This is a genomic window from Bowmanella denitrificans (genome assembly GCF_002887595.1).
GTDB classification, from domain to species: domain Bacteria; phylum Pseudomonadota; class Gammaproteobacteria; order Enterobacterales; family Alteromonadaceae; genus Bowmanella; species Bowmanella denitrificans.
In genome coordinates, this window is record NZ_PEBU01000009.1 from 128,034 (window position 1) to 145,098 (window position 17,065).

Genomic DNA, 17,065 nt, shown 5'->3' on the forward strand with positions numbered 1-17,065 from the left:
CATTCAACTTAGTACTTGTAATTGAAACCTAAGTAATACTGGCGACCAAACTCTGTGTACTCTCCCAAGACACTGTCATTGCCATAAGCAATTAGATTTGGTTCATCTGTTAGATTACTCACGGAGAATACAACATCTAAACCATTTTCAAACGCATACGAGGCTTGCAAATCAACTGTGGTATAAGCTTTCGCTCGAACTGGAGTAAAACTACCCGGAATAGGCATATTCAACACGAATTCGTCCCTGTAGCGAATGTTCATGTGGGTGCTGAAGTTGCCGATATCCCAAAACGCTGTGGTACTCCAAACGTTTTTGGAAAGTCCCGGCAGCGGTAGATTCTGCCCATACAAGCTACCACCACTCACTTGTGTCTCACTCTCCGTATAGGAGTAGCTGGCAGTCAAACCCAATCCGGCAAAAACACCAGGTAACTGATCAAATGTCTTAGTGCCAGCAAGTTCGACACCGCGGATGTAGCCGCCTTTGTCATTATTTACGAATGTTTGGAAAGTTCCGCCAGCCAGTCCATTTGGTACCTCTATACCCAAATCATTAAATTGCTGAACAGTTAAGGTTTCAGAGACCTGTTCAACCAGACTATCAATGTCCTTCCAGAAGATAGCCGCCGTGAAAGCGCCCCCCTCTTCAAAATAATGTTCATAAGACAGATCCATTTGTGTCGCACGGAAAGGATCCAAATAAGGAGAGCCTTTGGTCCATACGTTATAGGTTGTCTCTCCCTGCTCATTGGTGCCATTCCATGATCCAGCACCTCCTTTCAATTGGCCTACAGGAGGACGTCCCATCACTTTAGCGGCAGCAAAGCGCACGACATCATTATCTGTCAACTGGAAGTTCAAGTTCAGTGAAGGCAAGGTGTCATTGTATTCAGGACCATAGGTTATGTAGTCGTAATTATCCTGGGTTACACCAACATCATCGGTAATAGGTTTGCCAAGCCCTGCACCGACATTCTGCACGCCACTTGATTTCACGTCAGTTTTTATATAACGCACACCAACATTACCTGTGACTGCTATGTCGCCCCATTGAGTATCCAGGTTGGCCATTAAGTAATACGCGTCTACTTTCTCGGTCAGCAGCCCTGATTCAACAAAAGTCCAGTCTTGGCTAAATACCTTTTTCCCGCGGTAGTTACCTGCCCCGAAAATACTTGTAGCCAAGCCGTCAAAGTCACTGATAACCAAGTGATTAGGCGCGCCTGCCACAGAATCTACCCCCACAAACCCATCCAAACTTTGTGGCATACAGGCAATATTTGACAGGTTGTCAGCGCAGCTTGTGCCATCAAATTGGCCATCACGAGACCCATATAGGAAAGCGCCACGATCCGAATCAAACTTACGCTCAGAAATACGAGCACCGACCTCAATAGAATTAATCGGACCTAATTCAACATACTTTTTGTAATCAACCTTGTAGCTGTTTACTTCATCTTTATACAGGTGCGGATATTCCTCATATCGAGACAGACGCATGTTATCCAGATCAGTGAAATCGACCCCTGAGAAACTGGCGGTTGGGATCTCGTCACCATTACTGGTATAGGTGAACGTCTGGCCAGCGGCTTCTTGCCATGCAACTAGCGTATCACCTTGATAGGTCAGATCATAAGCATGCATTGAAACAATGCGGTCTTTACGGGTTTTGGTGCCTTCGCTGCGCGCAATATCAACAGTAAGCTGTTGGGTATCGTCTATTTTCCACTCCAGATTAAGGCCATAACTATCGGTATCAGCGACCGTAGACTGATCTTCGCTTCTAGCCTCAAACCAAGGCACGGCCTTTCCACTTACTGTTGGGTCGGGAATTGAAACAGTCGCGCCGGTTACGACACCATTGCTGACGGATACATTCGACAAATCAAATCTCGATTCATTATCGTTTTTCAGGCCACTTACCGTAATACCATGTCTGAAATCGTCGCGCTCAAATTTGGACTTAAAGTAATCTAGCGTCAGCGTCAGATTATCACTCGGCTCATACACTAAACTCGCCAGATAGCCATTACGCTTGTCAGTGCCGTTGCCGGCCTGCCATTGGAAAGCACGTGCACGTGTGTCGGCTTTACCGTCGCCATCATAATCAACGTTGGTGTCATAGCCGACATGGTCAGCATCATCAGCACCTGCTCTGGCTTTAGTGAAGCTATTTGGCTGACTTAAATGCGAAAAGCCCAGAGCTAAGCCCAATTTGTCGTCCATAAACTTGCCGGTATATGACAAGGTCAAACGCTCACCAAATTCATCGGCTCCTACATCACTGGCCGCATCATTGTATGAGGCTCGGAAGCTGGCGTTGAAATTATGTTCTTTTTCTCCACGCAACGGATTGACCGTCTTTAACTCAACGGCTCCGGCCACACCACCTTCAATATGCGAGGCTTTAGGCGATTTATACACGGCCGCTTCGGTAATTAACTCGGCTGGATATTGATCAAAGGCCATCCAGCGCGTGCTTTCGGTATAACCAGAGGTAGACGCCTGCTCACGGCCATTTAAGGTAGTCTGAATAAAGTCGCCGTTCATACCGCGAATATTCAACTGTGAAGACTGACCGTTGTCCCGCACTGTGGTCACACCAGGAATACGACCAAGGGCATCTGCAATGGAAGGATCCGGCAGCACGCCGAGATCACCACCACCGACGAAATCGCCGACCACGTCAGAATTACGCTTGGCATCCAGAGCACTTAGGATACTGACGCGTACGCCGGATACTGCAATGACTTCAACGTCTTCACTGCTTGGTTGCTGTTGTTGAGCTTCCTGCGCATAGGAGGCTGCACTCATAGTGAATGCAGTGGCCACCGCCGCGGAAAGTAAACTGGGTTTAAATGTTTTCATGCCTGGTGTCCTGAGTTGCTTGAGTGTGTTTTCAACTTGCCCAATCGAAGGGCGTACTTTTACAAACCACTGCAAAAGTGTGTCAAAAATGTTGCAAAGGATAGTATCGCTGGCCATCAAACAGGCACAACTGCCTGCATACGTATTCATAAGTCACAAAAAAACATTTCATTAACAACAAACTCTGAAGACCAGCAAAAATGCGGCCTAAGAACTTATTGACGGCATTATTAAACATAGAGCAGCAAACAGAATGTTCACAATTAACAGAATGTAAAAATCCTGAAACAAGAGGTGAAAACTTTCATCTTTAATGGCTTGTTAATTAATGTGTCCCAGCGTATCGCGCCATCCAGCGACCAAAAATTCATCACTAACGCCAAAGGCCCAGCTTGTTGCCGAGCTTAAGTTGCCCATGCAGAAAATGGCGGCTGCGCCGCTGCCCGGCGGATTCATCCCACAGCCAGTTAACAAAAGTACTGACAAAGATCTTGCTGAGAAACAGCTCCTGAGCGGTGCGCCTGAGATCTTTGGCCTGCAGACCTGCCACATCCCGAATCCACTGTACCGTGCGGCTGATCCTGAGCAACCCGGCAAGTTGCAGATGAAGATGACCAGGCTCAAGTTTGTAGTACAACATTTGCCGGGTAAGGCGGCGATGTCGGGCAAGAGCAGACAACCAGGCCCAGATTGTTTGCTCCAGCCTGATACTGGCATCAGTATTGGCCCAATCTACTGCCTTACCGCTTTGCAACATGGCCAGGTCGGCACGTTCAAACCAGGCCTCTGCCAGCGCATCTTTGTCGCGAAAGTAACGATAGACTTCAGCGACCGAATGCGTCATTGCCGCCGCCACCTGAGCCAGATTCAGGCGTGACCACCCCAGCTGTTCTGCCAGTTGCAGGGCGTTATCTAAAATAGCGTCTCGCTGTGACATAAAGATCACCTATCTCAAGAGCATGTTGTGCTTTTTGAGTATAGAAGTTATGTCGAACTTACTCAGGGCCGGAAAGCAGCCTGAACAACGGCATGCTCAGACTGCCTCTTATCAGGAAGACTTTTGCACAGTTTAGTCTTGTGCGTCTTGACGGGCGTTTTGAATGCGGTCTTTAAGCATGGGGTGACTGGACAACCAACGCTCCATACTGGATGAAGGTGCCAGACTGGCCAGCTTCTCCATTGCCTGGGCAAAACTGTCACGTCCTTTGCCCAGTTTATCCAATTGCGTCAGGGCATAGTCATCGGCCTGCCATTCCAATTCCTGGGAAAACTGGTTTTGCACCAAAGTGGTAGATGCACCGGCAAACAGGTCAGCCATGCCGGATAGATCACCGAACATATAGCTGATCACCACAGAAGAGACCAGGGTCTGCGCGATCAGACGCATGGAATGACGATGCTCCACATGACCTATTTCATGTAGCAGTACCGCCTGTAATACCTCTTTATCATTATCCAGCAAGGTTACCAGTTGGTCAGTTATGACGATGGTGCCATCAGGCAAGGCAAAGGCATTGGGACCAAGGGTTTCGGTGTGACGAAACTGAATATGATAGCTGGCGGGTGAAAGCCCCAGCTGGGTCACGGTATTTTGCCAGTAATCCAGGTAGTCCTTTTGCGTGGCAGCATCCAGCTCACTGGGGTCCAGCAGCGATTGGTCCAGCGCCAGCAAGGTATGTTCTGAGGCAATCTGTACATAACTTTGCGGCACATACTGGGCAAAGCCAATCGCCAGCGCCGGAATGGCATATTTAAATAACGCAAACAAACACAGTGGCGCCAGGATCAGGCTGGCCAGTATTCCCCAGCGATTCGTCTCCATGGCCGCAAGACGGGCCGACAGGCCATCACCGTCGAGCCATTGATTCAGCGCTTTATCAGCCGCTACCTGCAGCAGCCCGCCATCCGGTAGCCGGATTTCCCTGGGCATACGGCCAAGGGCCGCAGGGCTGGATAAACCAGATTTTTCATAACTGTGCCAAACCCCATCCGCCTGCAGACACAGCTCCCCGGTTTCGAACCGAACCTGCACCTCGCAGCTTTGGCTGCTGCCAGGTGCATATAGCTTGCCTTGATACAACTGCATCAGGTCAGGCCTATATCCATATCAAAAATATCCGATACTTCCTCAGCAATCGCGTTGGGGTCGGCACTGTGTACGGCCACAACCTGATCCGCTTCGGCCAGTACCTGCAGTTCGGTGGCAGTCGCAAACAGGTTAGCCACTCTGACCTTCACCCAGGGGTAAGCTAATCCCAGACTGAAAACCAGCATAAATAAGTTGGCCAGCCTTAGCTTGGCGAGTGCCCAGAAGCCGAGGTCGGAATGAAAGGCGGCCACTTTGTCGATGCGACTGTTATTAAACAGATGATTGCGGATCTGCGCCTGGTAGTAACTGCTCGCCAGGGTAATCATCAGGATATATACCAGCATGGCGGCAATAGTGATGATGGTGGCTGCAGCGCTGCCATCCTGCATATCGCCGCCGCCCGCCGCCAGGCCAACCAACAGGCCGACAGGAAACATAATGACCACGCTCAGTAGTGCCGCGATAATCGCCGCGCCGATGGCCGCCACATAATATTCCCCGGTACGCAGATTAGTCTGCACCTGGCGGTCACCAAAGCGCATATTACCGTATAGAAACTCATCGATTTTTTTCAACAGAATCGGCATGGTCAGATACAAGGTTAACAAACTTAAAATCGGGTACAGCAGAAACAACAAATAGGCGCGGCCAATACTGCCCTTAAAGCCAAACCGCACATTACGATACGCCGTCATACGCAAATTAAAGCGCAGACTCAGGCAAATCAGCACCGGCATCAAACCCACCAATACCAGCATAATAATGGCGGCCACAAAGGGGCTGAGATAACTGGCCAGAAAGTAACCACCGAACAGCAGCACGCCAATAATACGACCTTTCAGAATTTGCAGCGGTTCAGCCAGGTAGCTGAATCTGTGGCCATCCGCTTCCAGATTGCCATAGAAATATCTGTTGGTACGCACTTTGGCCCAGGCAGAATAAATGCCCAGAGTGACTATGCTCAGCAGCAGATTAACAATCCAGATGCCGAAAAACTCCCGTCCTTCGCCGTGAAACACCAGCCGGCCTTTGCGCAGCGGGTCTGTCTCATTGCGTCGGGCCAGTTCGGCGTCATGCTGCTCGGCAATGCGTTTTTCCAGCCATTGCTCCAGCTCGGCGGCGCGTTCAGGATGCGCCTCGCCGTCCAGCGTTTTACGCGCTTCGTTTAACTCTTTAAGGCTATAGGTAGAATAATCGATAGGTTGCATTTCACTCCCCTGAAGTACTATGTAATTCCCTGATGAACGCCTTTATGTCAGGCATACCCGACAAGAATATGTCATTGCCAGTCGCGAGAAAAGTGACGGGGCGCAAAATGTGTCTTAACTGGTTATTAACGCTGAATACGTATGCAGGGTTTTTACAGTTAACCGGGGCCTGACGTATCCTTCGCCAACATTCGCTTAACACCAGACTCGCTATGACTGAACAGCCATGGTGGCGGGGCGCCGTCATCTATCAGATATATCCTCGCAGTTTTCTTGACACCAACCAGGACGGTATAGGCGATTTGCCGGGTATCATCCAAAAACTGGACTATGTGGCCAGCCTGGGGGTAGACGCGATCTGGATTTCACCGTTTTTTAAATCCCCGATGAAAGATTTTGGCTACGATATCAGTGATTATCGGGATATCGACCCAATGTTCGGCAACATGGCCGACTTCGATGCCCTGGTAGCCAAAGCCAATCAGTTGGGTATCAAACTGATGATCGATCAGGTTCTGAGTCATACCTCAGACCAACATGCCTGGTTTGAAGAAAGCCGTCAGAGCCGCGACAACCCCAAGGCCGACTGGTATGTGTGGGCCGATGCCAAACCCGATGGTTCAGCGCCCAACAACTGGTTGTCGATTTTTGGCGGCAGTGCCTGGCAATGGGAGCCCAGACGCTGTCAGTACTACCTGCATAACTTTCTGGTCAGCCAGCCGGATTTGAACTTCCACAACCCGCAGGTACGTCAGGCGGTGTTGGACAACGTTGAATTCTGGCTGCAAAAAGGCGTGCATGGCCTGCGGCTGGATGCCATTAATTTCTGCTATCACGATGCTCAGCTTCGCGACAATCCGGCTAAACCCGTGCATGAGCGCAAAGGCCGGGGCTTTCGTGAAGACAACCCCTATGCCTTCCAGTACCACTATTTCAACAATACCCAGCCGGAAAATCTGGGCTTTATTGAAGCACTGCGCGCCCTGCTGGACAGATACCCTGGTACTGTGTCATTAGGTGAGCTGTCGTCGGAAGATTCCCTGGCCAGCATGGCGGAATACACCGAAGGCAATAAACGCCTGCATATGGGCTACAGCTTTGAATTGCTGTGTGACGAATTCTCTGCTGCCTATATCAGGCACACAGTGGAAACACTTGAACACAAAATGTTGGACGGCTGGCCTTGCTGGGCTATCAGCAATCATGATGTCGTCAGAGCAGTCAGTCGTTGGGGCAACGGTGAGGCAAACCCAGCACTGGCCAAACTGCTGCTGGCGATGCTTAGTGCCCTGCGCGGCAGTCTTTGCCTGTATCAGGGTGAAGAATTGGGCTTACCGGAAGCCGAGCTGACCTTTGAGGATCTACAAGACCCCTACGGTATCACCTTCTGGCCTAACTTTAAGGGGCGCGACGGCTGTCGTACTCCACATCCCTGGCGCAACCAGCCTCAGGGTGGCTTCAGTTCGGCCAAACCTTGGCTACCGGTGCCAGAAGCACATTTACCTTTGTCGGTTGAGGAACAGGAAAAACAGCCTGACTCGGTACTAAATACTTACCGGCAGATCATGGCCTGGCGTAAGCAACAGCCCGCACTGCTCTATGGGGATATTCGCTTTATCGACACCGAAGAGCCGGTACTGGCATTTGTTCGCCAGTGGCAGGGCGAAGCCATACTGGCTTGCTTTAATCTGTCGGAACAAAGCACCAGTCTGACGGTTCAGTTAGGAACCATGCAACCGCTGCGGGGACAGGCTGTAGCTAGTGGTGAAATTGACGGCAATGTGATTCAACTGCCGCCCCACGGCTGCTTATTTGCTGCGCTCGACCAGATTAGCGGATGATAATTCTTCCAGCAGGCTCTGCAGAGCCTGCTTCATCTGACGCACATCTTCCAGGCTGTTGCCTGATGACGCCAGACAGGTATTAAAATCCCTGAGTTTTTCTTTCAACTGCACAATAGATTGCGATGTGACTGCCATGGGTCCATGTCCGGGCTATTTTTTGCGCATCTAGCTTAACAAAATAAACAGGGGCTGAAAGCCCCTGTTTAAGATTTAATAGCCGATTCGTTGTGCCCGGCGTTTAACACAGCAGATCAAAGCTTGCCGCTCAATTGCTCGGCCCGCGCCTGAGCACCGTCGTCCTTGTACTGACGCTGCTGTAATTTGCGCCCGGCCAGCTCTTTCTTGCCCCGTTTGATCAGCAAGTCCACATAGTTCAGATAAACCTCATCGGTCACAGCCTCGCTATTTGATGCTCTGGACAAGTATTCTTCCGCCTTGCCCAAATCTTTTCTGGCAATCAGAATTTGCGCCGCCGTATCCAGCACTGACGGTTCCTGAGGCTGCAGTTCCAAAGCACGGTTGGCATACTTCAGAGCATCGTCCAGTTTATTCTGTTCGTATAACAAATAAGCCAGGTTGTTCAGCACCAAAAAGTTAGCCTCATGGAGTTCAAGGGACTGCTGATACAGTTCTATCGCCTTGCTGTTATCCCTGCCAATTTCCCGTTCGGCCAATAACATAATGGCCGGCAGATCCTTGGGATGAGCCTGCACGTGGCGGCTCAGCAAATCATGGCTCAGATCTTTTTGCCCCAGTTTTTCCAGGCAAAACATCGCCAGGGTCAGATTGCGCTGATTAGGCTTGTTGTCGTAGGCCGCCTGAATACTGGCTTGAGCCGCCTGGCAATTGCCTTCACCGGCCAGCAAACGCCCCTGCATGCCCAAACCTGCCGGAGAATCTTTCACCGCCTGCGGTAGGGTATCAAAACGCCTACGTGCCTCTGCGAATTCCGCATTCATTAGCAGGAAATGGGTATAAATGGACAAAAAGCGCGGATCGTCCGGGTACTTGTCCAACACGGATTTCGCCAGTTCCTTGCCTTGTTTGAAGTTACTGCGCACATCTAACAGGAACAGCTTGCCTAACAACGCCTGGACATTGCCGGATTGCACCTTCAACCAATTGTCATAGTGCGCTTCCGCATCGGCAACGCGGTCTTTTTGCAGATAGGCCTTACCCAGCATATCCCAGTAGCTGGCCGGCAGTGGCTGACCATTTGCTGGCTGCTTAACCTCGGCGAGCAAACTGATGGTTTTATCTTGTTGGCCAAGCAGCATATGGGCATTAGCCAACAACAAGCGCAAAGACAGGTTGTTTTTCTGTTTGTCAAAAGCCTTCTGAATCAGGGCCAGACCTTCCTGCCCTTGTTCACGCAATCTGGTCAGGTCAAAATAACGTGACAGCGCGGCAATGTTATCGGGGTAATCATTCAGGTAGGCGCGCAGTTCAGCTTCGCCCTCTTGCAACTGATTTTCCACCAGTTTAATGTCAATTAAAGCCAGTCGTACCTTGGCATTGTCTGGTGCCAGCTCTTTTGCTTTAAGCAATTGCTCCAGCGCCTTGTCTTTTTCGCCTTTACGCTGATACGCCGTAGCAGCCAGCAGGTAAGGTTGCTCAGATTTCGGCTCTTGTGCTTTCCATTCATCAGCCAATGCCAACGCCTTGTCCAGTTGCTTGGTGGCCAGATAGGCCGTTGCCAGTGTGGTCCTGGTAATGGCCTGGTCCGGTGCCTGCTCCAGCGCCTGTTCAAGATTCAATATGCCTTTAACATCGTTGACCGACAGTTGCAAAATCCCCAAGCGGGTCAGATCCATCGGACTTTGGCTGACTTGCTCGGATTTGTCGATCATGGCCTGGGCACCATGCAAATCCCCTTCCCGCAACAAACCAAAACCCGCTGCAGAAAACAGTGATGCATCGTCAGCAGAGCTTTGGTCCAGGCGATTCAGGGTTTCTTCGGCTTGTTCATTTAACCCCAGCTTTAGCTGCGCAGCGGCCAATAACCGCAATGCCGGGTGGTTGGCTGGTAAATCACTGGCCACCAGTGACAAGTGGGTGCGGGCCGATTCATAGTCGCCACTCTGATAAGCAGCAAAACCTGCGGTCAGGCGCATGGCCGGATCGGTGGTTTCTTTGAGTAAGGCCTTTTCGGTAAATTCCTGGGCCGCTTCAAAATCTCCGGCATCCGCGCGACTTAAGCCTTTGAGCTGGTTCAGCAACGGATTGTCTTTGTTGAGTTTCAGCAAGCTGTCTACCAGAGGCTCAGCTTCGGCGGCCCGGCCATGATCGGTTAGCAAGCGCGCCAGCATAAAGGTGATTTCATGATCGTCCGGGTTGGCCTGCTGATAGGTTTGGTAGGTGGCAATGGCAGCGTCTACATCGCCTTGCTGAAGTTGCATACGGGCCAGCAATTTCAGCGCATCCGGTTGCTCTGGTTGATTGGCCAGAATTTCTTCCAGTTGAATGCGGGCGGCTTCAACATTTTCGTCCAGCAAATATCCATACACCAATGCCAATGACTTAAAGGCAGAACTGGTCTGGTAGTTACGAATATCTTCAATCAGGCTTTTGGCTTTTTCTTTCTGATCGAGGCGGACCAGGGATTCAAGACGATAAAAACCCACCTCAGCGGCTTGTGCCTCAGTCAGACCTGCGTACTTGTTGGCTAACTTGCTCAGCGCCACATCAGCACCGGTTTTCTGATACGAACGCGATAACAGCGGCACAACCTCGGCTGGATCGTAACCGTATTCCATCGCCCGGTTCAGTTCTTTTTCTGCGTCCTGATACATTCTTTGTTCAAGATAGAGTTTACCCAGTTCGAATCGTACCCGCGCATCCTGCGGTGCCACCTGTACGGCATTTTTAAATTCGATCACGGCAGCCTGGGTATCGCCTTTGGCCAACGCATCTCTGGCCGCCGCCAGATAGCTGTCCGAATCTTTGGGGGTACAGGCCAACAGGCTGCCAAGCACCAATGAGGCGATGAGTGTTCTACGCACTTGAATTCCTTACATCTGCGAATTGATATGGTAAAAAGCCTAGGCTATTGCGGTTGCACCTTTATTGCAACGACATTACAACACCCCACAACAGCTTAATTGCTATAAATTCACCATCAACGTGGTGTAAATTCCGCTGATCTAATATAATTGCGCTTTTGCAGTCGGCCCAGCAGTAGTTTTTTGCCTCGCCACCTATCAGGATCCCAGATGACCAGCACCACAGACATCAGCTTCAAAGATTTAAACCTGCCTGAGCATTTGCTCCAGGCCCTGGAAAAAGTGGGGTATGAAAAACCGTCCCCCATCCAGGCTGAAAGTATTCCTTTATTGCTGGAAGGTCATGACCTGCTGGGACAAGCCCAGACTGGTACCGGTAAAACCGCCGCGTTTGCCCTGCCGATGCTGGCACGACTGGATCCTGAAGACAGCACCACACAGTTATTGGTATTGGCGCCCACCCGGGAACTGGCCATTCAGGTTGCTGAAGCCTTCCATACCTATGCCAGTTTCAACCGCCAAATCAAGGTATTGCCCATCTATGGTGGTCAGTCTTACGACAACCAGATCCGCCCTCTCAAGCGTGGTGTGCAGGTGGTGGTGGGAACCCCGGGCCGGGTTATCGACCATATCAAGCGCGGCACTTTGAAACTGGATAAGCTGAAGTTCCTGGTGCTGGACGAAGCTGACGAAATGCTACGCATGGGCTTTATTGACGATGTGGAATGGATCCTGAGCCATGCGCCGAAAGAGCGCCAAACCGCGCTGTTCTCAGCTACGATGCCGGATCGTATCCGTAATATCACCAACAACTATCTGAAGAATCCCAAGTTGGTGAAAATTGCATCTAAAGTCAGCACCGCCAGTACCATTCGCCAGCGTTTTTGTCAGGTAGCAGGCCATCACAAACTGGAGGCCCTGACCCGTATTCTGGAAGTGGAAGAGTTTGACGGCGTGATTGTTTTCGTACGCACCAAAACCGCCACCCTGGAACTGGCAGAAAAACTGGCAGCACGCGGCTATGCGGTCGAGCCACTGAATGGTGATATTCCGCAGAATGCCCGTGAGCGCACGGTAGAAAGGCTGAAAGACGGCAAGATTGATATTCTGATCGCCACAGACGTGGTTGCTCGCGGTCTGGACGTAGAACGGGTCAGCCATGTTATCAACTTTGATATCCCTTACGATACAGAGTCTTATGTACACCGTATCGGCCGTACCGGTCGTGCCGGCCGTCAAGGCGATGCCATTCTGTTTATTTCGCATCGTGAAAAGCGCTTGTTGTTCGCTATTGAGAAGGCCACTAACCAGCGCATTGAGTCCATGCCAATTCCATCTGTGTCAGAGCTTAACGAGCAGCGTCTGAAACGCTTTAAGCAAGCCGTGGTGGAAGCCATGGAAGACGACAGTATTGAATCACTGATCCCTATTATCGAAGCCATTCAGGCCGAAACCGAAGCGACTCCGGAAGTGCTGATGGCGGCACTGGCCAAAATTGCCCAGGGTGAAGAGCCGTTGTTACTGAAAGAAACCGATCGCCCGGATCTGTCTGAACGCGCACCAAGGGGCGATCGTCCTGAGCGCGGCGCTAAATTCCGTGACCGTGACGATCGTGGTGAAGGCCGTGGCCGTGGTGACAGAGCAGAGCGTGGTGAACGTGCCCCACGTCGTCGCAGCACCCCGGATGAAGGGATGCAGCGCTTCAAGCTGGAAGTGGGTCATGCCCATGGTGTCAAACCAGGCAACATTGTCGGCGCTATCGCCAATGAAGCCGGGATTGAAAGCAAGCATATTGGCGCCATTGAAATTTACGACAACTACAGCACAGTTGATTTGCCCCAGGGAATGCCTGCCGAGATCCGTCAGATTCTGCAAAAGGCCAGAGTGGCAGGTCAGCGTATGAATCTGCGTGAATGGTCAGATGAGCCACCACGTCGTGATAAGCCCCGTTTTGACAAACCCAGATCGGATAAACCCAGATCGGATAAACCTCGCGGTGATCGCCCCAGACGCGATCGCGCACCAAAAGAGTAAAAAAAGGGTTCCTACGGGAGCCCTTTTATATCCAGGGATGGATGGTATGCCGTGATCGCATGGATGCGAAAGAACGGCGATATCCAGGGATGGATGGGCAGAAAAACCGCTCCTGCGTTTTCTGCACTGATACCATCCTTGGCGGGCGTATGCCGATGTAGCATGGAGCACTCATCGGCGATATCCAGGGAAGGATGGACAGAAAAACCGCTCCTGCGTTTTCTGCACTTCCACCGTCCATGGTGGTCGTATTCCGATGTAGCATGGAGCATTCATCGGCGATATCCAGGGATGGATGAGCAGAAAAACCGCTCAGGTTATCGGCCTGGCCAGCGTCGGCAGTTCACCACGTAATCCGGCGGCCAGCGCCATGGCCTGGTGCTTTGCCAAAGGTAATTTATCCACCAGATTCATGCCCAAGCCGCGCATCAGCTTTTTCATTGGATTGGCGCCATCAAATAATAGTTTAAAACCGGCCATAGCCGCCAGCATCTGTGCCGCTTCCGCCTTACGCCAGCGCTCATAGGGCCGTAAATTAACCCTAAGGCCGATATCCTGCTGCTGCTTGCATAACAGCAGCAGCCGTTCGGCCAGCGCCGCCGCATCCATCAAGCCAAGGTTGGCACCCTGTCCGGCCAGCGGATGAATGGTATGGGCGGCATCGCCCACCAGTACCAGTCTGTCTTTCAGCCATTGGCGCGCGTAGCGCATGGTCAGGGGGAAGGCCTGTCGGTCGCTTTGCAACTCACAACAGCCAAGCCGGGCATCAAAAGCGGCGGTAAGTTCGCGGGCAAATGCATGCTTATCCAGTGCCATCAGTCTATCCGTCTCAAGGGTGTTGGCCGACCAGACAATGGAACACAAATCCGGTTCATAAAGGGGCAGAAATGCCAGCGGGCCGTGGGGAGTAAAAATCTGTCTGGCGGCCTGCTGATGAGGCCGCTCACAGCGCACTGTGGCGACCATAGCTTTATGCTGATAGTCGGCAAAGCTGAGCGGAAGCCCAGCTTGCTGACGTAGTTTTGAATGGGCACCGTCGGCCCCCACTAGTAAACGCGCGGTATAAGTGCTGCCATCATGCAATTGCACCTCCACGCCCTGTTCATTCTGTTGCCACTGGGTGATGCCCATAGGGGCGCTAAGCTCAATATTGTCGGCTTCCAGCAAGGATTCCCACAGGGCATTGACCATTACCTGATTTTCCACAATATGGCCTAAGTGGGCCTGGTGTAACATCTGATGGTCAAAGTCGATACGGGCAAAACTGTCTTGTTCCCAGACCTGCATATGACTATATGGCTGCAGGCGCATGTCCTGCATTCGCGGCCAGACTTCCAGGCGGCGCAGCAGATTTTCACTGGCCTGATTAATGGCACTGACCCTCAGTTCAGGTTGACGTGACAAGGGTTTAAGGGGCAGATGTTCATCTATCACCAACACCGATAAGGCGCTGTTTTTCAAAGCCGCCGCCAGGGCCAGGCCGACCATACCGCCGCCAACAATAATCAGGTCCAGGTCACGCATCTTGTTTCTCCGCATACCCCATGGCCTGCCAGGCCAGCAGATTTTTCACACTCTGGCAGCCCTGCAACAGGCCGAGGCCCATATTGCGTCCCACCACCAGCGGTGCATATTGATTGGAAAAAAGCCGCACCAATGAATCGGTCAGGCCGATAACTTTACGCTGATCGCCCTGTCGCGCCTGGTGATATTGGTTCAACAGGCTGAACATGCCAGGATCCTGGCCCGTATGACTGGCCAGCAAGGCGGCCAATTGCTCGACATCCCTAAGACCGAGATTAAAACCCTGGCCAGCAATAGGATGCAGGGTATGGGCGGCATTACCTAAAATCAGGCAACGATGCAGCAGGTTGGTTTCGCTGGTCACCAGGCGCAGCGGATACAAGGTTCGGCGGCTAATCCGGGTGAAACGCCCCAGATCATAACCAAAGGCCTGTTGCAGCTTGCTCAGCAGGGCCTCGTCAGTCAGCCCGGCAAAATCGTCCTGCATCGTCTTAGCCAGGCTCCAGACCAGCCCGGCCTGGCGCTCCCCAATAGGCAATAACGCCAGTGGACCATGCCCGGTGAATCGTTCAAATGCGCGCTGCTTGTGTAGCAATTCACATTCCACATTGGCCACTAGCGCCACCTGAGCATAATCCTCAATGTTGCTGTTTACCCCAAGTAACCTGGCGGTGGGTGAGTCACCGCCATCGGCCACTACCAGCAAGCTGGAGCTCAGGACCTGGCCCGATGCCAGGGTAAGGGTTACTTTGTCCTGCGCTAAACCCAGCGCGTGAATCGTATCCGGGCAATGCCACTGCAGGTCTTGTGATTGCAGCGCGCTATACAGCATGGTCCCCAGTTGCTGCTGACTGATCACATAGCCCAGTGCCTCAATACCCTGGCTCTGACTGTCCAGATAGCACTGCCCCAGGTGCCCCTGGTCGGTGATTTTAATGCTCTGAATAGGCGTGCTAAATTGGCTGAGTTGCGGTTTAAACCCCAACTGCCACAAGTAATGGGCCGAATGGCGGGCCAGAGCCAGAGTACGACTGTCAAAACCGGGGTGACCTTGTTGTGGCTGATAGGCCCGGGCTTCCACTATGCCAATCTTCAGATCTGTGTGTTTGAGCGCACGGGCCAACAGACAGCCCACGACCCCGCCTCCAACAATGATGATGTCCAGTTCGCTGCGTTGTTCCGTCACCTTGTCGCCATTAACCTTTCAATGTCTGCTATGTGTTTGGGGCAGGCGGCAGTCAGATTCTCATAGCCATCTGCGGTAACTAGCAGATTATCTTCAATACGAATGCCAATGCCCCGCCATTTTGCCTCAACCTCAGCCAAGTCGCTGATATACAGACCGGGCTCGATGGTCAGCACCATGCCTGGAACAAGCGGCTGGTCCTCGCCATCGCGCTTATAATCCCCCACATCATGTACATCCAATCCCAGCCAGTGGCCGATACCGTGCATAAAGTAATCACGGTAGTGCTGAGACTGTATATTGTCCTGCAGTTCGCCCTGCAAAATACCGAGCTGGATCAAACCCTGGGTTAAAACCCGCGCTGCAGCATCCATAGCCTGGGGTAAGGTACCGCCTGGATGAATATGCTGAAAGGCCGCCAGTTGTGCATCCAACACCAGTTGGTAAAGCTGCGCCTGTTCAGGGCTGAACTGCCCCGACACCGGAAAGGTACGGGTAATATCGGCGGCGTATCCGCACAGTTCGGCACCAGCATCAATCAGCACCAGATCGCCCGCTTGCAGCTCATCCTGATTTTCGGTGTAGTGCAATATACAGGCGTTGATACCGCTGCCGACAATAGTGCCATAGGCCGGATAGCGGGCGCCTTGCATGGCAAATTCATGATGCAATTCAGCTTCAAGCTGGTATTCGTACCGGCCGGGGGCGCAGAACTGCATGGCGCGTATGTGCGCCTGACAGGAAATCTCTGCGGCGCGGCGCATTAACTGTATTTCCGCTGCAGACTTAATATGCCGCAGACTGTGCACCGCAGGGCGAATATCCTGCATCAGCTTTGGTGCGATATAGCCTTTTTTCGGCGCGCTGCGCAGCTGAGCCAGTGTGCTGAATAACATGTTGTCCAGCGCCTCATCGGCGCCCTGGGCGAAAACCAGTCGGGACTTGCCATTGGCACGGACCAGCACTTCCTCTTCCAACTGCGATAAGCTAAACGCTGCATCTACCCCAAGCGCCGCTACAGCACGCTCTGGCCCCAAACGGCGACCATGCCAGATCTCGGCATGTGGGTCACGCTCACGGCAAAACAACAAACTGACGGATTTCCCCTGGCTTTTTTCCATCACCAGCACGGCATCAGGTTCGTTAAAACCGGTAAGATAATAAAAATCGCTGTCCTGACGAAAGGGAAATTCGGTGTCGCGGCTGCGTGTCACTTCCCTGGCCGCCGGCACAATGCACAGCACATTGTCTTCGAGTTGTGCCAGCAGTTGCTGGCGACGCACAGCATATTCTTGGATGGCAATCATA

General features: G+C 52.0%; 11 protein-coding genes. 2 read left to right on the forward strand and 9 right to left on the reverse strand.

Going from position 1 to position 17,065, the window contains the following annotated elements:
* Positions 1–8: 8 nt before the first annotated feature.
* The 4 genes from CSR04_RS16640 to CSR04_RS16655 form a co-directional block, all read right to left on the reverse strand.
* Positions 9–2,870, reverse strand: coding sequence for a TonB-dependent receptor (locus CSR04_RS16640; protein WP_102797443.1), 2,862 nt, complete (start codon positions 2,868–2,870; stop codon positions 9–11).
* Between the two features lie 373 nt (positions 2,871–3,243).
* Positions 3,244–3,807 (reverse strand): TetR/AcrR family transcriptional regulator, encoded by a 564-nt coding sequence (locus tag CSR04_RS16645; RefSeq protein WP_102797444.1) that lies wholly within the window; start codon positions 3,805–3,807, stop codon positions 3,244–3,246.
* Positions 3,808–3,939: 132 nt separating this feature from the next.
* Positions 3,940–4,956, reverse strand: coding sequence for a M48 family metallopeptidase (locus CSR04_RS16650; RefSeq protein WP_102797445.1), 1,017 nt, complete (start codon positions 4,954–4,956; stop codon positions 3,940–3,942).
* On the reverse strand, positions 4,956–6,167 hold the full coding sequence (locus CSR04_RS16655) for a YjgN family protein (RefSeq protein WP_102797446.1): 1,212 nt from the start codon (positions 6,165–6,167) through the stop codon (positions 4,956–4,958). The genes CSR04_RS16650 and CSR04_RS16655 overlap by 1 nt, the downstream gene beginning before the upstream one ends.
* Before the next feature lie 212 nt (positions 6,168–6,379).
* Here CSR04_RS16655 and CSR04_RS16660 point away from each other — a divergent pair, with 212 nt between their 5' ends.
* Positions 6,380–8,008, forward strand: a complete 1,629-nt coding sequence (locus tag CSR04_RS16660; RefSeq protein ID WP_102797447.1) for an alpha-glucosidase family protein — start codon at positions 6,380–6,382, stop codon at positions 8,006–8,008.
* On the opposite strand, the gene CSR04_RS24995 is transcribed toward CSR04_RS16660, so the two are convergent.
* Both CSR04_RS24995 and prsT read right to left on the reverse strand, forming a co-directional pair.
* Positions 7,976–8,146 carry a hypothetical protein gene (locus CSR04_RS24995; protein ID WP_172449398.1) on the reverse strand — a complete coding sequence of 57 codons (171 nt, stop codon included), beginning with the start codon at positions 8,144–8,146 and terminating at the stop codon, positions 7,976–7,978. The two genes, CSR04_RS16660 and CSR04_RS24995, sit on opposite strands and share 33 nt — an antisense overlap.
* A gap of 116 nt (positions 8,147–8,262) precedes the next feature.
* Positions 8,263–11,013 carry an XrtA/PEP-CTERM system TPR-repeat protein PrsT gene (gene prsT, locus CSR04_RS16665; protein WP_172449399.1) on the reverse strand — a complete coding sequence of 917 codons (2,751 nt, stop codon included), beginning with the start codon at positions 11,011–11,013 and terminating at the stop codon, positions 8,263–8,265.
* 210 nt (positions 11,014–11,223) lie between these two features.
* Here prsT and CSR04_RS16670 point away from each other — a divergent pair, with 210 nt between their 5' ends.
* Positions 11,224–13,047 (forward strand): DEAD/DEAH box helicase, encoded by a 1,824-nt coding sequence (locus tag CSR04_RS16670; protein ID WP_102797449.1) that lies wholly within the window; start codon positions 11,224–11,226, stop codon positions 13,045–13,047.
* Between the two features lie 312 nt (positions 13,048–13,359).
* Here CSR04_RS16670 and CSR04_RS16675 read toward each other — a convergent pair whose 3' ends face one another.
* The 3 genes from CSR04_RS16675 to pepP are packed head-to-tail and all read right to left on the reverse strand — an operon-like array spanning position 13,360 to position 17,064.
* Complete coding sequence (locus CSR04_RS16675) at positions 13,360–14,571, reverse strand: FAD-dependent monooxygenase (RefSeq protein WP_216362581.1); 1,212 nt, start codon at positions 14,569–14,571, stop codon at positions 13,360–13,362.
* On the reverse strand, positions 14,564–15,757 hold the full coding sequence (gene ubiH, locus CSR04_RS16680) for a 2-octaprenyl-6-methoxyphenyl hydroxylase (RefSeq protein WP_102797451.1): 1,194 nt from the start codon (positions 15,755–15,757) through the stop codon (positions 14,564–14,566). The genes CSR04_RS16675 and ubiH overlap by 8 nt, the downstream gene beginning before the upstream one ends.
* Positions 15,754–17,064, reverse strand: a complete 1,311-nt coding sequence (pepP, locus tag CSR04_RS16685) for a Xaa-Pro aminopeptidase (protein WP_102797452.1) — start codon at positions 17,062–17,064, stop codon at positions 15,754–15,756. Before pepP ends, ubiH begins: the two co-directional genes overlap by 4 nt.
* Between the last annotated feature and the right edge of the window lies 1 nt (position 17,065).

What these genes read in the sequence shown, in the direction of transcription:
- CSR04_RS16640 (WP_102797443.1), bottom strand. Translation starts at nt 2,870, where the DNA reads ATGAAAACATTTAAACCCAGTTTACTTTCCGCGGCGGTGGCCACTGCA.
- CSR04_RS16645 (WP_102797444.1), bottom strand. Translation starts at nt 3,807, where the DNA reads ATGTCACAGCGAGACGCTATTTTAGATAACGCCCTGCAACTGGCAGAA.
- CSR04_RS16675 (WP_216362581.1), bottom strand. Translation starts at nt 14,571, where the DNA reads ATGCGTGACCTGGACCTGATTATTGTTGGCGGCGGTATGGTCGGCCTG.
- CSR04_RS16655 (WP_102797446.1), bottom strand. Translation starts at nt 6,167, where the DNA reads ATGCAACCTATCGATTATTCTACCTATAGCCTTAAAGAGTTAAACGAA.
- CSR04_RS16660 (WP_102797447.1), top strand. Translation starts at nt 6,380, where the DNA reads ATGACTGAACAGCCATGGTGGCGGGGCGCCGTCATCTATCAGATATAT.
- CSR04_RS16650 (WP_102797445.1), bottom strand. Translation starts at nt 4,956, where the DNA reads ATGCAGTTGTATCAAGGCAAGCTATATGCACCTGGCAGCAGCCAAAGC.
- CSR04_RS24995 (WP_172449398.1), bottom strand. Translation starts at nt 8,146, where the DNA reads ATGGCAGTCACATCGCAATCTATTGTGCAGTTGAAAGAAAAACTCAGG.
- pepP (WP_102797452.1), bottom strand. Translation starts at nt 17,064, where the DNA reads ATGATTGCCATCCAAGAATATGCTGTGCGTCGCCAGCAACTGCTGGCA.
- CSR04_RS16670 (WP_102797449.1), top strand. Translation starts at nt 11,224, where the DNA reads ATGACCAGCACCACAGACATCAGCTTCAAAGATTTAAACCTGCCTGAG.